The sequence below is a fragment of the Microvirga zambiensis WSM3693 genome (genome assembly GCF_016735695.1).
Lineage (GTDB): Bacteria > Pseudomonadota > Alphaproteobacteria > Rhizobiales > Beijerinckiaceae > Microvirga > Microvirga zambiensis.
This window is the reverse complement of the sequence record NZ_JAERQD010000005.1, coordinates 57,109-73,651: the sequence shown is the minus strand read 5'-3', so window position 1 is coordinate 73,651 and position 16,543 is coordinate 57,109. Positions and strand designations below refer to the sequence as shown.

At 64.5% G+C, this 16,543-nt stretch carries 19 protein-coding genes; 9 read left to right on the top strand and 10 right to left on the bottom strand.

The annotated features are described in order from the left end of the window. Window positions 1-142 precede the first annotated feature (142 nt). Window positions 143-706 (top strand): gamma-glutamylcyclotransferase, encoded by a 564-nt coding sequence (locus JKL46_RS05970; protein ID WP_201830814.1) that lies wholly within the window; start codon window positions 143-145, stop codon window positions 704-706. Here the strand turns inward: JKL46_RS05970 and JKL46_RS05965 are convergent. The 5 genes from JKL46_RS05965 to ftsE all read right to left on the bottom strand — a co-directional run bounded on the left by JKL46_RS05965 (window position 694) and on the right by ftsE (window position 4,794). Further along, complete coding sequence (locus tag JKL46_RS05965; protein ID WP_343074022.1) at window positions 694-1,053, bottom strand: hypothetical protein; 360 nt, start codon at window positions 1,051-1,053, stop codon at window positions 694-696. The genes JKL46_RS05970 and JKL46_RS05965 overlap by 13 nt on opposite strands. Before the next feature lie 348 nt (window positions 1,054-1,401). Continuing rightward, complete coding sequence (locus JKL46_RS05960; protein WP_201830805.1) at window positions 1,402-2,169, bottom strand: lysophospholipid acyltransferase family protein; 768 nt, start codon at window positions 2,167-2,169, stop codon at window positions 1,402-1,404. Between the two features lie 73 nt (window positions 2,170-2,242). Next, entirely contained in the window at window positions 2,243-2,983 is a 741-nt protein-coding gene (locus tag JKL46_RS05955) for a YdcF family protein (protein WP_246529172.1), read from the bottom strand. Window positions 2,984-3,110: 127 nt separating this feature from the next. Continuing rightward, the gene (locus JKL46_RS05950) at window positions 3,111-4,085 is read right to left on the bottom strand and encodes a cell division protein FtsX (RefSeq protein WP_201830803.1); all 975 of its coding nucleotides are present in this window, start codon (window positions 4,083-4,085) and stop codon (window positions 3,111-3,113) included. A gap of 4 nt (window positions 4,086-4,089) precedes the next feature. After that, a complete protein-coding gene (gene ftsE, locus JKL46_RS05945; RefSeq protein ID WP_201830802.1) occupies window positions 4,090-4,794 on the bottom strand; it encodes a cell division ATP-binding protein FtsE in 705 nt (234 codons plus the stop codon). A 390-nt stretch (window positions 4,795-5,184) separates the two neighbouring features. Between ftsE and hpt the strand changes: the two genes are divergently transcribed. After that, window positions 5,185-5,754, top strand: a complete 570-nt coding sequence (gene hpt, locus JKL46_RS05940) for a hypoxanthine phosphoribosyltransferase (RefSeq protein ID WP_201830801.1) — start codon at window positions 5,185-5,187, stop codon at window positions 5,752-5,754. Window positions 5,755-5,967: 213 nt separating this feature from the next. Here the strand turns inward: hpt and JKL46_RS05935 are convergent, their stop codons facing one another. Further along, complete coding sequence (locus tag JKL46_RS05935) at window positions 5,968-6,477, bottom strand: TspO/MBR family protein (protein ID WP_201830800.1); 510 nt, start codon at window positions 6,475-6,477, stop codon at window positions 5,968-5,970. A 72-nt stretch (window positions 6,478-6,549) separates the two neighbouring features. Between JKL46_RS05935 and JKL46_RS05930 the strand changes: the two genes are divergently transcribed. From JKL46_RS05930 to JKL46_RS05905, 6 genes are all read left to right on the top strand, one after another. Next, window positions 6,550-7,701 (top strand): trans-sulfuration enzyme family protein, encoded by a 1,152-nt coding sequence (locus JKL46_RS05930; RefSeq protein WP_201830799.1) that lies wholly within the window; start codon window positions 6,550-6,552, stop codon window positions 7,699-7,701. A 245-nt stretch (window positions 7,702-7,946) separates the two neighbouring features. Further along, window positions 7,947-9,890, top strand: coding sequence for a bifunctional 2',3'-cyclic-nucleotide 2'-phosphodiesterase/3'-nucleotidase (locus JKL46_RS05925; protein WP_201830797.1), 1,944 nt, complete (start codon window positions 7,947-7,949; stop codon window positions 9,888-9,890). A gap of 290 nt (window positions 9,891-10,180) precedes the next feature. Next, window positions 10,181-10,903, top strand: coding sequence for a hypothetical protein (locus JKL46_RS05920; protein WP_201830795.1), 723 nt, complete (start codon window positions 10,181-10,183; stop codon window positions 10,901-10,903). Between the two features lie 74 nt (window positions 10,904-10,977). After that, entirely contained in the window at window positions 10,978-11,202 is a 225-nt protein-coding gene (locus tag JKL46_RS05915) for a hypothetical protein (protein WP_201830793.1), read from the top strand. A 337-nt stretch (window positions 11,203-11,539) separates the two neighbouring features. After that, a complete protein-coding gene (locus JKL46_RS05910) occupies window positions 11,540-11,782 on the top strand; it encodes a hypothetical protein (protein WP_201830791.1) in 243 nt (80 codons plus the stop codon). A gap of 106 nt (window positions 11,783-11,888) precedes the next feature. Next, the gene (locus tag JKL46_RS05905; protein WP_201830789.1) at window positions 11,889-12,041 is read left to right on the top strand and encodes a hypothetical protein; all 153 of its coding nucleotides are present in this window, start codon (window positions 11,889-11,891) and stop codon (window positions 12,039-12,041) included. 26 nt (window positions 12,042-12,067) lie between these two features. On the opposite strand, the gene JKL46_RS05900 is transcribed toward JKL46_RS05905, so the two are convergent. Next, window positions 12,068-12,958, bottom strand: coding sequence for a YihY/virulence factor BrkB family protein (locus JKL46_RS05900; protein ID WP_201830787.1), 891 nt, complete (start codon window positions 12,956-12,958; stop codon window positions 12,068-12,070). A gap of 304 nt (window positions 12,959-13,262) precedes the next feature. On the opposite strand from JKL46_RS05900, the gene JKL46_RS05895 reads away from it, so the two are divergent. After that, entirely contained in the window at window positions 13,263-14,129 is an 867-nt protein-coding gene (locus tag JKL46_RS05895; RefSeq protein WP_201830785.1) for a DMT family transporter, read from the top strand. A gap of 173 nt (window positions 14,130-14,302) precedes the next feature. Here the strand turns inward: JKL46_RS05895 and JKL46_RS05890 are convergent, their stop codons facing one another. The 3 genes from JKL46_RS05890 to JKL46_RS05880 all read right to left on the bottom strand — a co-directional run bounded on the left by JKL46_RS05890 (window position 14,303) and on the right by JKL46_RS05880 (window position 16,538). Next, the gene (locus JKL46_RS05890; RefSeq protein ID WP_201830783.1) at window positions 14,303-14,464 is read right to left on the bottom strand and encodes a hypothetical protein; all 162 of its coding nucleotides are present in this window, start codon (window positions 14,462-14,464) and stop codon (window positions 14,303-14,305) included. Window positions 14,465-14,588: 124 nt separating this feature from the next. Beyond that, window positions 14,589-15,680, bottom strand: coding sequence for a TRAP transporter substrate-binding protein (locus JKL46_RS05885; RefSeq protein WP_201830781.1), 1,092 nt, complete (start codon window positions 15,678-15,680; stop codon window positions 14,589-14,591). A gap of 345 nt (window positions 15,681-16,025) precedes the next feature. Then, the gene (locus tag JKL46_RS05880; RefSeq protein WP_201830776.1) at window positions 16,026-16,538 is read right to left on the bottom strand and encodes a hypothetical protein; all 513 of its coding nucleotides are present in this window, start codon (window positions 16,536-16,538) and stop codon (window positions 16,026-16,028) included. Between the last annotated feature and the right edge of the window lie 5 nt (window positions 16,539-16,543).

The following is a 16,543-nucleotide window of genomic DNA, read 5'->3' as shown; positions in this document are numbered from 1 at the left end:
TCCTGTTGTGATGCCCGTACCTCTAGAGGATCGGACGAAAAAGTGGACCCACATTCGTGCGGGCGAAGCGCCTGCCGCGAAACTAAGCGGCGATTTCGCCCCAAAAATGGTGCCGCCTTTCGGGAGCGATGGTATAGGCCCGATGCGGACGGGGTTCGGGCATCGCGACATGAAGGACGTCTCGGAAGATCTCTGGGTATTCGGCTATGGCTCGCTCATATGGCGGCCGGGCTTCGACTTCGTGGAGCGCGCCCATGCCCATCTCTACGGCTATCACCGTTCGCTCTGCGTGTTCTCCCACGTCCATCGCGGGACGCCGGAGCATCCCGGGCTCGTCCTGGGGCTGGACAGAGGCGGGCGCTGCCACGGGGTCGCCTTCCGTGTCGCCCCCGAGAACGAGCAGGCCACGATCCAGTATCTCCGGGACCGCGAGCAGGTGACGGCGGTCTATCTGGAACGGCATCTGCCGGTCAGGCTGGCCGATGCCCGCCGGATCCGCGCGCTCGCCTATGTGGTCGACCGCAACCATGGGCAATATGCCGGCCGCCTGTCCTATGAGGAAGTCCTGAGGCTGGTGCGGCAGGGGCAGGGCGTTTCGGGCCGCAACCCGGATTACGTGCGCTCGACTTACGATCATCTCATCGGCATGCACGTGGTCGATCCGCTGCTGCACCGGATCGTCGACTCGCTTGCTCAGGAGCCTTGAGTCTCGTTCTCGCGCAGATCCTCGAAGATGGCGCGGCGGTCGGCCTCGGTGGCGGCAAGGCGGTGGATGTGCAGTTCGGTGGCGCCGCGGCCTTGAGCCTTCTTCAGCCAGCGCAGCCGGATCTCCTCGCTGGGATCGGCAGCCGCCATGGCGGCATCGATCACCATGCCGGTGCCGGTCCGGTCGCGTTTGACGGCGAGGATCACCGCATCGGTCACGTCCAGCAGTTCAGCCTCGTTCAGCGCATGCACGCCGACGATGTAGCGGCGTCCCGAATGACCGCGCCAGGAGCTGAGGGTGGAAGAGGAGCGAAGCCCTGCGGTCGCCCGTAGCCTTTCCTCGCGCACACCCGTCCTCCGCGTTCGGTCGTTGCGGAGGTCCCGCATTGCCGCGTTCCAGGATATGGTTCGTTTGTTCGCCATATGTTCTTATATGTAAGAATCGGCGAGTGAGTCGTCAAGTCGCTGAAAGCTTGGCTGTGCTTGGGTTTGCGTGCTTTTTGGCACATCGCGGATGATGTGCTGTGTATGGCGCGTCGTCCCCGTCCCCGGACTTGATCCGAGGATCATCCCGGGGACCCACGTCTTTGCAACGTGGCGGTTCTCAAGGCGTGGGTGGCCGCAACAAGTGCGGCCATGACGTTCCGGGTGTCATCCCCGACGGCACGAGGCCGGCCATGACGTGCCGAAGTCCTGCTAGACCTTCGACAGCGACGCTTCCGAGGCGGAGGCGGATCCGAGGCCGAGCTCCTTGCGGCCCTCCTCCAGCAATCGGTTGGAGGATTCCTCGACCCGCTCCTGCAGCAGCTTGAAGAACGCTTCGCGGGGGAGGCCGGGCGCGATCGGGTCGAGCACCTCGATGCGGACGGTGCCGGGACGGCGGATGAACTGGCGGCGCGGCCAGTAAAGGCCCGAATTCATGCCGACCGGAATGCAGGGAAAGCCGAGATTCTGGTAGAGATGCGCCACGCCGTATTTGTAGGCCGGCGGCGCCCCCGGCGGACGGCGGGTGCCCTCGGGAAAGATGATGATCTGGCGCCCGTGCTGGGCTTCGTCCTTCGCCCGCGCCGTCATCTGCACGAGTGCCTGCGATCCGGCCTTGCGGTCGACCGGCACGCAGCGCGCTTTGGCCAGATACCAGCCGAAGAAGGGGATCCACATCAGCTCGCGCTTGAGGATGTAGGTGGGGTCGTCGAAGAGCGTCAAAAGGGCGAAGGTTTCGAGAAACGACTGGTGCTTGGCCGCGACCAGCGCCCCGCCCGGCGGGATCTTCTCGAGGCCGGTGATCTCGACCTTGGTTCCGGCGATGACGCGCAGAAGCCAGATCGAGGTCCGTCCCCAGAGCTTGACGAGCTCGATGAAAACCCTGCGCGGCATCAGAACCCCAGGGATCAGGATGATCAGCCACAGGATCAGGTTAGCGTAGAAGGCGACGTTGAACAGCAGGGAGCGGACGATCAGCATGGCTTCTTGAAAACGAAAAGCGGAGCATGAGGCTCCGCGAGCGCGGCACTTTAATGCGGTTTGGTGGACTTCTCTAGCGCCATAGAGGCTCGGCGATAAGCTGTCCCTTGATGGGAGAGCCGCCGCTGATGATCTGCGCCACGGAGGAGCGTTCCGGGTCGCCCTCGAAGCGGGTCCGGAGCCAGACCGCCAGGAACTTGAGATATTCGGTGAAGATCACCTTCGTGACGGATGGATTGTGCCACCATTCGTGCGGATCGATGGTGGCCGCGACCGGATAGGGGATCTTCTGCAGGTTCGGCAGGGCGTGGTCGAGCTCCACCAGGGTGCGGGGCATGTGGTAGTTCGAGGTGACCACGATGATGGCGTCGAATCCGTTCCGCTCCGCCCAGCGCCGGGTCTCGATGGCGTTGCCGATGGTGTTGCGGGCCCGGTAGTCGAGATCCACGCAGCAATCGAACAGCCGCCGCTGGCCGGGGTTGAGGCGGGCGATCTGGTCCCGGCTGGTGTTCTCGTTGACGCCGGAGATCAGGAGCCGCTTGGCATAGCCCTTGGCCAGGAGATCGATGGCGTCGCCGATCCGCTGCGCGCCGCCGGTCATGGCGACGATGCCGTCCGCCCGGGTCTCGGGCGGCTGCTCGAACCGGTCGAGGCTGTAGACGAAGCCGAGAAAGCCGAGGAGCCCGACCACGAGAAGGGCTACGGCGCTCCATAAGCCGATGGCGAGCCCGCGTTTCAGCAGGGATCTCCGGGCAGGCTGCTTGGGGGATGCGGGAGTCGTCCAGCCCCAACCGACGGCTTCCGTGGTGTCCATGGCGCTCGGCGCTACCCAACTCTGCGTTCGCGAGGTCATCCTCGACGAATGTAATGGAGATTGCGGCAAGGGAGAGGCAGCCCTTTTGAACATCGGATCGCGCGCCGGGTCCGGTTAACCGTCAGCATCAACCATCTTCGTTAAGAAAGCGTCTCACGGTCAAGCGGGAGACGATGCCCGTGATGAGCGCCACCAGCAGGGCGATGACGATAACGACCGCATAGCCGCTCCAGCTGATGATGAAGGCCCCGAAGAGCGCCTCGATCTGGTCGCCCGTGGGGCTCGCCCGCCAGGAGCGCGCCACGAAGCCGAGGACCAGGATGAGAAGCAGGGCGGCGCCCGCCCCGATGACGCTGCCGCGTAAGCCCAGCCGGAAGAAGCGGCGCTGGAACTCCTTGGCGATGAAATCGTCGTTGGCGCCGACGAAATGCAGCACCTCCACCACTTCGCGGTTGCCCGCCATGGCGCCGCGGGTGGCGAAGATGACGGCGAGCCCCGCGGCCACCAGCACGAGGACCACGAGGGACACCCCGATACCGATGATGGTGTTGGCCATGGTCGAGAGCCTTGAGACCCAGAGGGCATGATCGTCGAGGGTCGCGCCCGGCACCTCGCGCTGCAGGGATTGCCGCAACCCGCTGAAATCGGGCCGCGCGTCCTCCCGCAGCTTGATCACGATCAGGCGCGGCACCGGCAGATCCTTGAAATCGAGGCCGGTCCCGAGCCAGGGCTCGAGCAGGCGCTCCGATTCCTCCTTGGAAAAGGCCTGGGCCTGCTCCACCCCCGGCACCTGCCGGGCGAGCGTAACGGCCCTGTCCACGTCCTGGTCGATGGCGCGCTGGGCATTGGGGCGGATCTGGATCGTGACCTCCCGGGCGATCTCCGAGCGCCATTGGGCGGAGCTTGCGGAGACCAGCTCGGCGCCGCCGGCGCAGAGGGCGGCGAGGAAGGTCAGGATGGCGATGACGGCGGCGAGCGCCTGCCCGCCGGCGGAATCCACCGGCACGAGCGGGGCGTTCCGGCTCAAGGAGGCTGGCAGGGAGCGCTTCTGCCCTTCCGCTGTCGCGGCAGCCTTTCTCAGGCGGGGTTGGGGGGCGCTCATCCGCTCACCCGTCGATATGCAGCCGGCCGTCGCCGAGCACGAGGCGGCGGACGTCGAGCTGATCCATGAGGCTGAAATCGTGGGTCGCGATCACCACCGAGGTTCCGAGCCGGTTGAGCTCGATGAAGAGGCGCAGGAGGCGGCGGGCGAGGGAGGGATCCACATTGCCGGTCGGCTCGTCGGCGAGCAGCAGGTCGGGGCGCACGATCAGCGCGCGGGCGATGGCGGCGCGCTGCTTCTCGCCGCCCGAGAGCACCGGAGGCAGCATGTGCATGCGGTCCCCCAGGCCGACCCAGCGCAGCAGCTCGACCACTTCGGCCCGGTAGCTCGCCTCCTCCTTGCCCTGGACCCGCAGAGGCAGGGCGACGTTCTCGTAGGTGGTCAGGTGGTCGAGGAGGCGGAAATCCTGGAACACCACGCCCATGCGGCGGCGGACGCCGGTCAGCTCGTCCTTGGAGATCCGCGACACGTCATCGCCGAAGAGGGAGATCAGGCCGCGGGTCGGCTTCACCGAGAGCAGAATGAGCCGCAGCAGGGTCGTCTTGCCGGCGCCGGAGGGGCCTGTGAGGAACTGGAAGGAGTTGGGTTCGATGGAGAAGGTCAGGTCGCGCAGGACCTCGGGCCCCATGCCGTAGCGCACGCCCACATTCTCGAAATGCACGGCCGGGGCCGCGCTCTCGTCGTAGTCCTCGTCGTAAAGCGCCCTCACGCGTGCTCGAACCATCCTTGGAAGCTGTCGGTCTTAATGGCGGGGGAAATCCGCGATTCGCTTCCTTATCGCCCCGACATGGTTAGCAAGCCATAAACTCGGCAGGCGGCCACGGGAAGCGAGCCTCTCGCGGGACATTGCCGCAGGAGAGGGGAGGGAGGGCAATCCTCCACGCCGTCATCACCGGCCTTGTGCCGGTGATCTCGATCCAGAAAAGCGCTGTGCCTTTCAGTGTCGGGATGGCCGGCACAAGGCCGGCCATGACGTGGGAGGGCTCATCCTCGGCGAGCCCTTCTTTAAACCCTAAGCCGCAAGTCCGTTTGACATCCTCGGCCAAGCATGGTCGTGAAGAGGAAAGCGCAAACACTTTTGGATTTCTGGACGATCGCGATGACCGCTGCACCCCGTATCCGGGTTCTCTTCGACGAAGGCACCATTGCCAAGCGCAACGAGACGCTGGCCCAGGAGATCGCGGCGGACAAGCCGCAGAACCTGCTCGTCGTCGCCGTGCTCAAGGGCAGCTTCATGTTCGCGGCCGACCTGATCCGCGCCCTGCACCGCACGGGCCTCGCGCCCCAGGTCGAATTCGTGCACCTGTCCAGCTATCTCGACGGCACAATCTCCACCGGCAATGTCGCCATCCTGCGCGATGTGGAAAGCGACGTGCGCGGCCGCGACGTGCTGCTCGTGGACGACATCCTCGAATCCGGCCGCACGGTTACCTTCGCCAAGGACCTCCTGATGGCCCGCGGCGCCAAGAGCGTGAAGACCGCCGTGCTTCTGGAAAAGCCCGGCAAGCGCGCGGTGCAGATCCACCCGGATTATGTGGGCTTCACCTGCCCCGACGTGTTCGTCGTCGGCTACGGCATGGACGTGGCCCATTCCTACCGCCAGCTGCCTTACGTCGGCGTCGTCGACCACCACGACAGCAGCCCGGACCTGTTCGACAAGCCGGAATAAAGAAGACGTCCCGCATACATTCCTCAGTGTCTGGCTCATCAATCTCTCGCCTCATCCTGAGGAGCCACGAAGTTGCGTCTCGAAGGAGGGTCCAGAGCGCACTGGAGGCGCCCTCGTCCTTCGAGACGCTACGCTCATCAGGATGGAGGGCTAGGGGGCAGAAACCCTTTTCGAGCCAGACTCTCAGGGTAAGCTCCCCCGGGAGATGTAAGGCTAGCCGTTGAGCCGCCAGATCGTCCCGTTGAGCAGGGTCGCGTAAGAGACCCAGGCGAGATAGGGCAGGAGCAGGAGGCCGGCCGTGCGGTCGAGCCGCCAGAAGGTGCGGATCGTCGCCAGGATCGCCACGATCAGGGTGACGATGACGACGAGGCCCGCGAGCGGGCTTTTGCCGCCGAAGAAGGCGAAGGACCACATCCCGTTTAAGGTCAGCTGCGCGAAGAAGGCAACGATTGCCGCCCCGCGGCCGGGCCGGCCTTCAGGCAGGCTCAAGATGCGCCAGAGGGCATAGGCCATCATGGCGTAAAGAATGGTCCAGGCGACGGGAAAGGCCCAGTTCGGCGGGGTGAAGCCGGGCTTCTGCAGGCTTGCATACCAGGTCGGGATGTTCGGCTCCGTGATCAGGCTTGCCGACACGGCCACAGCCGCCACCGGCAGCACCGCCACCAGGAAGCGCGGCAGCCGCGGCATTGCATGGCTGCCCGGCACAGTTTGGTCTGTATGCATGCGCAAAATCCCTTTAAAGACGGCGCGTCGTTTCCTGTGATGCAACCAGTCAAGCTCTGCGGAGGTTCCCCCATGTCGTCATCGCGTTCCCCGTGGTCGAAGCGCAGCCTGACCGCGCAGGCCATGGGCCATGTGGACCCGATCACCAAGGCGGTCGTGCCGCCGATCCATGTGGCGACCACCTATATCCGCGACGAGGACAACGCCTATTCCTCCGGCTTCGTCTATGGCCGGCCTGACAACGCCACCATCCGCGAGGCGGAAGAGGTGCTGGCGATGCTCGAGGAGGCCGAGGCCGGCGCCCTCCTGTTCTCCTCCGGCATGGCGGCGGCGACCGCCGTGTTCCAGGCCCTCGATCCGGGCGATCACATCGTCGCCTCCAAGGTCATGTACTGGGCGCTCCGCAGCTGGCTGATGACGGAAGCCGTGCGCTGGGGCCTCAAGGTCGATTTCGTCGAGACCGACAACCTCGATGCCCTGAAGGCCGCCGTAAAACCCGGCGAGACCAAGCTCGTCTGGATCGAGACGCCCTCGAACCCGCTCTGGACCATCACCGACATCGCCGCCGCCGCCGAGATCGCGCATGCGGCAGGTGCCCGGCTCGCGGTCGATTCCACCACCGCCTCGCCGGTCCACACCCGGCCGCTCAACCTCGGCGCCGACATCGTCATGCATGCGGCGACCAAGGTGCTGAACGGCCATTCCGACGTGGTGGCGGGAGCCCTTGCCGGCGCCAAGGCCGACGCGTTCTGGGCGCGGGTCGCCTCGATCCGCAAGATGCAGGGCGCGATCCTCGGTCCCTTCGAGGCCTATCTGCTCATGCGCGGCATGCGCACGCTCCACGTGCGCACCGCCGCCCAGGCGAAAAGCGCGCTCGATCTGGCGCAGCGCTTCTCGGCGCACCCCAAGGTCGCCCGCGTGCTCTATCCCGGCCTGCCGCAGCATCCCGGCCACGACATCGCCGCCCGGCAGATGGAGAACGGCTTCGGCTACATGCTCTCGATCCAGGTCTCCGAGGGCGAGGCCGCCGCGATCCGCACCGCGGCGCGGGTCGGCCTGTGGAAGCGCGCCACCTCGCTCGGCGGCGTCGAGAGCCTGATCGAGCACCGCGCCTCCATCGAGGGCCCCGGCACCCCGTGCCCGCCCGACCTCCTGCGCCTCTCCACGGGCATCGAGGATGTGGAGGATCTCTATCGCGATCTCGATGAGGCGCTGAGGGGCTGACACCCTCTCACGTCATGCCCGCACTTGTTGCGGGCACCCACGTCTTGGCAACGCTGTGGTTCCCAAGGCGTGGGTGGCCGGGACTGATCCCCGGATCAAGTCCGGGGACGGCCATGACGGTTGAGCGAGGGCCAGTGAATAACGGTGGCCCCTTAGCCAGCTATATTGATCTTGTCATAAAACCTGTGCTTCTCTCCGCTACAGGCGAATTCTGTTTCGCAAAAAGACAAGCCGAGGGAAGACCCATGACACAATCCATTACCCGCCGCCGCGCCCTGCAGACGGGCGTGGCCGCCGCCGCCATTGCCGGAATGCCCCGGTTCGCCTGGGCCGCCGGTCCGGTCGTGAAGCTCCGCATCCTGGAGACCACCGACCTGCATGTGAACATCTTCCCTTACGACTACTATCGCGACGCGCCCGACGACACGGTGGGCCTGGCGCGCACCGCGACTCTCGTGAAGGGCGCCAGGGCCGAGGCCAAGAACAGCCTGCTCTTCGACAACGGCGATCTGATCCAGGGCTCGCCGCTCGGCGACTTCGTCGCCTATCGTAAGGGTATGAAGGCCGGCGACGTGCATCCGATGGTCGCCGCCATGAACGAGCTCAACTACGATTGCGGCACGCTCGGCAACCACGAGTTCAATTACGGCCTCGAGTTCCTGCAGAATTCGCTCGGCGCCGCGAAATTCCCGCTCGTCTGCGCCAACGTGATCAAGGCGAACGGCGAGACGCTTCTGAAGCCCTGGCTCGTGCTCGACCGCGAGTTCACCGATGAATCGGGCGCGAAGCAGAAGATCAAGGTCGGCGTGATCGGCTTCGTGCCGCCGCAGATCGTGCAGTGGGACAAGGCGCATCTCGACGGCAAGGCCACCACCATCGACATCGTCGATGCGGCGAACAAGCATGTGCCGGATCTGAAGAAGGCCGGCGCCGACGTCATCGTCGCTCTCTGCCATTCCGGCATCGCCGGCGGCGAGCGGAAAGGCGGCGAGGAGAATGCGGCGCTCTATCTCGCCAAGGTCGACGGCATCGACGTGATCCTCACCGGCCACCAGCATTTCACGTTCCCGGGCGGCAAGGAATTCAACAACATCCCCGGCGTCGACGTGAAGGCCGGCACGCTGCACGGCAAGCCTGCCGTCATGGCCGGCTTCTGGGGCAGTCATCTCGGCCTCATCGATCTCGAGCTGACCAAGGAGGGCAATGCCTGGAAGGTTGCGAATTTCCGCACCGAGGCGCGTCCGATCTACGACCGCGTCGATCGCAAGATCGTGCCGAAGGTCGATTCCGATGCGTTGGTGATCGCAGCGGCGCAGGCGGGCCACGACGCCACGCTGAAATACGTGCGCGAGCCCGTCGGCACGACGGCGGTGCCGATCCACTCCTATTATTCGCTCGTCGCGGACGATGCTTCCGTGAAGCTCGTCGCCGAGGCGCAGGCGTGGTACGTGGCCGATCAGCTGAAGGCTTCGGCCTTCAAGGATCTGCCGATTCTCTCCGCCGCCGCGCCCTTCAAGGCCGGCGGCCGCGGCGGTCCGAACTACTTCACCGAGATCAAGCCGGGCCCGCTCGCCATCAAGGACATGGCGGACATCTACATCTATCCGAACACGATCCGCGTGGTGAAGATCACCGGCGCGCAGGTGCGCGAATGGCTCGAGCGCTCGGCTGGCGTGTACAACCAGATCGATGTGGCGAAGGGCGGCGAGCAGGAACTGATCAACCAGAAATTCCCGGCCTACAATTTCGACGTCATCGCCGGCGTGCAGTACAAGATCGATCCCACGCAGGCCTCGCGCTACGACGACAACGGCAAGGTCGTGAATGCGGATGCGCACCGCATCAAGGATCTGACCTATAACGGCAAGCCGGTGACGGACGACCAGCAGTTCATCGTCGTGACCAACAACTACCGCGCCGGCGGCGGCGGCAACTTCCCCGGCGCTGACGGCACCACCATCGTGTTCGAGGCGCCCGATCTGACCCGCGATGCGATCATGCGCTACATCATCGAGAAGAAGGAAGTGTCGCCTAAGGCCGACGGATCCTGGTCGCTCGCCGCACCCGCCGGCGTCACAATGACCTTCACCACCGGCCCGAACGCCGCCAACTATCAGCCGGCGGGAATCAAGGTCGAGAAGATGGGCGATGCGCCGGAAGGTTTCGTGAAGTACCGCATCGTGAGCTGATCGTTCGCTCAAAATCGATACGCGAATCGGCCGGGCTCATGCCCGGCCGTTTTCGTTTGTGCCCGCTGAGAAAGGCACTGCGTCACTTTGACGGCTGCCGATAAAGCAGGCAGCGCATTCCGCCATACGATTGATGCCACGGCTGAAATCGCGTGCCTCTTTCACGCATGCTCCGCCTGAAAAATCGGCACGTCCGACAATTGAGGCGAGCTTAATCCCGCATTAACCAGCAACCCATCGAATGACGACATTGCCTGCTCATTCGTTCCTCATTTCGTTCCGGTTCGTCGATGGTTTTGCTCATTTGCCGATTATTCGCATTTCTGCTCACGCTGACCGCCATATCCGCGGCCTCTTTCGCCGAGGAAGCGGAGATCTGGAGCGAGAACATCAATCCCGCATGGCTTGACGAAAACGTCGCTGCTGCAACGCGTGCCAATCGTCCGCGCCGGTCGACCCGGCTGAACCGCCTGCAGGTCTGGGCGAGCGGCGTCGCCCGCTCCGATCTGCATGCATTCCTGCCGACCGATTTCGATCGTGCGGTGGGTGCCAAGATGCAGCCTTTTCAAGACTACAATTTCCTGGTCGGCACCGAACTCGTCCGCGGCGGTGGTGAAACCAGCGTCCTGTCGTCGAAGGGGAGCTGGGAGGCTCTTCTGAAGCGGGATTGGGAGCGTCTCGGCGTCAGTGTCGGCCTGACGACCGCAGGCTCCGTCGACAGCGTTCGAAACGGCTATTCGCAATCCATCGGCGGCACGATGGACATCCCGCTCGATCTGTCCCTGCACACATGGAGCACGGAGCTGCGGTTCTCTCCCAGCATGAATCTGGACAGCCTGAGCGGAGATATCGGCACCGCGCTTCTGTCGGAGATCGTCGGCCAGACGCGGCTGAACTCTCCCACGGACCGCTTCCGGTCCGAACTCAATGTCAGGCTGGGCTATGGTCTGGCCCAGAACACCAGGCCGGTGGCGTCCGCGAAGCTGGAATTGCGGATCGCGCCGAATCTCTGATCGGCGCGGCCTGGCCTTTCTGAACCTGTCAGGCTCCTGGCCGTTTGGTTCCTGAACACCGACCGGAGAGAGCTGTGGGACAACTGACCTTCGAGGGACTCGGGCCCTACGATCTGCCTGACGCGACACATGTCGAAGCGCAACAGGACGGCGATGGCTTCCGGCTCTCATTCCGCATGTGGAAATCCGAGAAGGAATGGACTCTTGTGCGCATCAAGGTGAGCAGCGAAGAAGCGGACAAGCTCGCCCGTCAGATCGGTGATGCCCATCTGCGCTCCGACGGCTCGACCATCATTTAGAGCATTTTTGGCGAAGCGGATCCGGTTCGCCGTCAAAAAATGCGGCAAAGTAAAGAGGGGAGCTGATTCCATGTCAGTGGAAACAGCTCTAAAGCATCGGACCCAAAAGTGGACTTGCACTTTTGGGGTGAATCCGATGCTTTCTCTTTGAATCAGAGCATCGATCGAGACGGAAAACCGGATCCACTTTTCCGTCCGATGCTCTAGCCGATCAAGCACAAGCGACCTCCTAAAAGCCGCATTGCAGGTCTAGACCTCGGAACTCGGCGGACCATGAGGCCGCCGCTCTTTTAGGCGCAATCCTGCACCTCGAAGCCCTTACCTTTCGAGGTGTTCCATGAATATGTTGTCGCGCTCTGAAGGCTATAATGCCCTCATCATCGACCGCTCCACGGGAGCGTTCTTCACCCATCGTCTGAACAGCGAAGACCATGCGCTCGCCGTCGAATGGGCGCGCTGCCTGGCGCAGTCGTGCCGCGTGGAACTTTGGCACAACGCTGAACTGGTTGGCTCATTCCCGCCGCTGCAGACCGGACGGCATGCGATCTTCGCTGAAGCGCCGATGCGCTCTTACAAATGATGCCTCCCCGTCGTATGGTGCGTCCATCAGCGGTTCCCTAGTCGGCCGCTGCCCTTTTGGGCGCATGGCGCGTCTCGAAGCTTTTTTGGGCTTTGGAGAACCAGCGATGCCAGTCGATATGCCCCCACACAAGAAGCCCGTCCTTTCCACTGAAGCCTCCTTCAACCTGCTGCTGGGCCGTTCCTTGAATTGGCTTGCGGTTGCCGTCGCGGTGGGGCTGCTTCTGTGGACCTACAAGCTCGGATTTCTGCCAATCTAGGCCGGCGTTCCTCGCCGGCTGACGCCCTAAGGCAGGGTGATCACGTCGCCCAGGTTCTCAGGCTTCGGCTCCTTGTCCAGGCGCCGACGCTTGGCGAGGAGGATCGTGCCGTTGAGCTCGCCGCCGAAGAGGAAGATCGCGCCGAGCGTGTAGAGGAAGATCAGGGCCACCATGGCGGTGGCAAGCCCGCCATAGGTCGAGGCATAGGCGCCGGGATAGAATTCGAGATACCAACTGAAGGCGAAGCCGCCGAGGAGCCACAGCACCAGCGTCACGCAGACCCCCGGCAGCACCGCGCGGAAGCTCCGTCGTCCCGCGGGAACGAGCTTATGGGATAGGAGCAGGCCCGCGATGATCACGATGGTCGCCACGCCGATCCGCAGGAAGGCGATCAGGCCGTCGAAGGGCATGAGCGCCGGCACCCAGGACAGCACGACGCGCCAGATGAAGGGGCCGAGCACCACGAGGAAGGCCAGGGCGATCAGCATGAAGGCGCCGGCGATCACGAAGGCGATGGATTCGAGCCGCGTCAGCCACCAGGCGCGGGTTTCGCGCACGCCATAGGCACGGTTGAGCCCGACCCTGAGGCTCTCGACGCCGCTCGAAGCGAAATAGAGCGCGAGCACCAGGCCGAGGGTCAGCACGTCGCTACGCCGGCCTGTGAGGATCCGGTGCACTTCGCTGGCGATCGGCCCCGCCACCTCCTGCGGCCAAGCCTCCAGGACGATGTCCGCCACCTCGTCGGCGAGCGAGCCGGTGCCGAACAGGCTCGCCAGCGCCGTGACCAGGATCAGGAACGGGAACAGCGAGGTCAGGACCGACAGGGCGATATGGCTCGCAATCGCCCAGGCGTCGTGCAGCACGAAGCGGGTCGAGGCGATGGCGAGGAGTTCGAGCGAGAGGCGCAGGCGATTCAAACGAAAGGTCTCCAGGCTGCTGGAGATGGTGCGACGAAGGCCGAGGGCAAGTGAATCACGACCAGCCCTCTCCCCCCCTTGTGGGGGAGAGTTGGAGAGGGGGGTGTGAGCGCAAACCTCTCGGGCTCCGGCGCCAGCACCCCCCTCCCTAGCCCTCCCCCACAAGGGGGGAGGGGACATCCGCGCTGTTCTCCCGAACGAGGTTCAAGGGTCGACGTTTGGATGAGGCTTCGCGCATCGACAAGGATCGAGCCGGGAGCCTACAAGGCATCCAGATTTTCAGGTCCCGAATCCCGCTCCCGCCATGAACCCCACAAACTTCGCCCGTCTCGCCCCGCCGCTCTTCGTGCTCATCTGGGCGACGGGCTTCATCGTGGCGCGGTTCGTGGTGCCTTATGCCGAGCCGCTGACCTTCCTGTTCGTCCGCTACGTGCTGGCGACCCTCGTCCTCGCGGTCATCGTGGCGGTCGCGCGGGTGTCCTGGCCGCGCAACTGGCACGACTGGCGCAACAGCCTGATCGCCGGGATCCTGCTGCACGGGCTTTATCTCGGCGGCGTGTTCTGGTCGGTAAAGCACGGGTTACCGGCCGGGATCTCGGCTCTCGTCGCCGGCCTCCAGCCGCTCGCGACCGGGCTTCTCGCCGGGCCGCTCCTGGGCGAGCGGGTCTCGCGCGGGCGCTGGATCGGCATCGGCATCGGTTTCTTAGGCGCCGCTTTCGTTGTGGCGCCCAAGCTCGGCGGCGGCGGCGTTCCACCGGTCGCGCTCGGCATCTGCGTGCTCGGCATGTTGTCGATCACCCTCGGCACGATCTGGCAGAAGCGCACCGGCAGCAAACTCGACCTGCGCGTCAATGCGGCGATTCAATATGTCGGCGCAGCTGCCGTGACCCTGCCTCTCATGCTTCTGACCGAGGAAGGGCATATGGAGCTGAGCCTGCCGCTTCTCGGCGCGCTCGCCTGGGCGGTGTTCGGCCTGTCCATCGGCGCGATCGGGCTGCTGCTCTTCCTCATCCGCCAGGGTGCGGTGGTGGGCGTGGCGACCCTGCTCTATCTGGTGCCGCCGGTTGCAGCCCTGATGGCCTTCGCGCTCTTCGGCGAGACCCTGAGCCCGATCCAGCTCGCCGGCATGGCGCTTGCGGCGACGGGTGTCGCCGTGGCGAGCCGGAACTGACGGGCAAACTCATATTGCTCGTACCTCATCCTGAGGAGCGGCGAAGCCGCGTCTCGAAGGAGGGTCCAGTAGGCACTGGAGACGCCCTCGTCCTTCGAGACGGACCTGACGGTCCTCCTCAGGATGAGGGCTATGGGGCGCATGCCGTTTATGAGCCGGCCTTTGACATTGAACTACTTCGAAATCTTCACCGAGACGGGATCGCTCGCCGGAAAGGTCTCTTCCACGCCCTCGTCGAGCAGCTCGTCCTGGTGCTTCTTCTTCTCCGCCTGCTTGTCGTCCTTGCGCTCGTGTTTGTCCTTCGAGGCATCCTGCTTGCGGTCCTTGTCCATCATGATGTCTCCGTTCGGATGGGAACTCCACTTGAAGAGACAACGCGTCAGGCCAAGCTTCGATCCTTGTCATGCGCGAAAACGAAAACGGCGCCTTTCGGCGCCGTCTTGCATTCCTTGACGATGGTCAGCGCGGCTGGCCCTGCTGCTGGTTGACGAAATAGTCGAAGGGCAGCTCGGCGATGCGGAACCAGGTCAGCTCCTTCTCGCGGAAGGCGTTCCAGGAATCGTAGATCTTCTTGAACTTGGGATTGGAGGCGGCGAGCTCGCCGTAGAGCTTGTAGGCTTCCTTGTAGCTCTGCTCCATCACGTCGCGCGGGAACGGGCGCAGCTGCACGCCCTGGCTCGCGAGCCGGCGGATCGCATCGGCGTTCTGGGCGTCATATTTCGCAACGCACATGGCATTCGCCTCGGCGCAGGCCGCTTCGAGAATCGCCTTGTAGCTCGCCGGCAGCTCGTTCCACTTGTTCATGTTCACGTAGAGCGAGGGCTGCGCGCCGCCTTCCCAGAAGCCGGGATAGTAATAGTACTGTGCGACCTTCACGAAGCCGAGCTTCTCGTCGTCATGCGGGCCGGAGAACTCGACCGCGTCGAGGGTGCCGCGCTCGAGCGCCGGATAGATGTCGCCGGCGGCGAGCACCTGCGGCACCACGCCGAGCTTGGCCATGATCTGGCCGCCCATGCCGGCGATGCGCATCTTGAGGCCCTGCAGGTCGGCGATGGACTTGATCTCCTTGCGGAACCAGCCGCCCATCTGCGCGCCGGTCTGGCCGGCCGGGATCGGATAGATATTGTAGTCCTTCATGAACTCGCGCACGAGGTCGAGACCGCCGCCGTAATACATCCAGGCATTGTGCTGGCGCACATTCATGCCCCACGGCACCGAGGTCTCGAACATGAAGGTCGGGTCCTTGCCGATGAAGAAGCTCGACAGGGTGTAGGCGCACTCGACCGTGCCGTTCTGCGCGGCGTCGAGGCTCTGGAGCGCGCCGACGATCTCGCCAGCGGCGAAGGGCTGGATCTGGAACTTGTTGTCGGTCGCCGCGGCGACGCGCTTGGAGATCATCTCGCCCGCGCCGAAGAGGGTGTCGAGGCTCTTCGGATAGGCCGAAGTCATGCGCCAGCGGATTTCCGGCTGCGCCTGCGCGATGGCGGGGGAGGCAACGGCGCCAGCCACTGCCGCAAGGCCCGCGCCTTTGAGAACTTTTCTTCTGTCCATGAGCATTTCCTCGACCGATTTATGTCGTCACTGCCGGTTCGGCTGAACAATCCATAAAGCGGGAGGAGGGCGGATGTCACTCCGTCTTCCGTTAGGGCAGCTATGCGGCGGGAGGGGGCAGGCCATGCAATGGGGTCATCGACGATGGCGTCCGGTTAAAACCGCCACGTCATCACCTCCCCGGACTTGATCCGGGGATCGGTGCCGGTGATCCCGATCGATTGAAGCATAACGCTTTTTCTGCATCGGGATGGCCGGGATGATCCCCGGATCAAGTCCGGGGGCGGCCATGACGTAAGAGAGTTAGCGCCGCTGAGGCAGCCTATGGAGACGGTGAGGCGAGAATCACCGCTCCTCCTTGCCGCCCTTGGCCTTGCCGCGCACCAAGGCCCCCTTGGTCACGTCCACCGCATTGCCCGGCGCCGGAACGCGGGCGCGGGAGGTGGCGCCGCCGCTCATGCCGGTCGGACCGGTCGGGCCTTCGGTCTGCGCCCCGCGCGGTGCGGGACTCTTCGCGGCGGTGGTGTTCGCAGCTTCTGCGATCTCCTCGTTGGAGAGTTCGAAGCCGGCATCGTTCGCGCCTTTCTCGGGCGCCACATCCTTGAACGAGCGCAGTCCCGCCTTCGAGCCGCTGGTCACGCGGTTGTCGTCCACATGATCGATGTCGAGATCGGGATCGAGCTTCTTCGAGGCGCCCATGGCACCGGTGGCCTTGGCCGCGGCACGCTTGGCATTGCCGACGTCATTGCGCTGGGTCGGACCGGCAATGAAGTCGTCGCCGGTCTCTTCCGGGGCCAGGTCGTTCATCGCCTCATCCACATCCGGTTCGGTGGGCTGTCCGCGTTTGTCTCGCGCCATGAGTT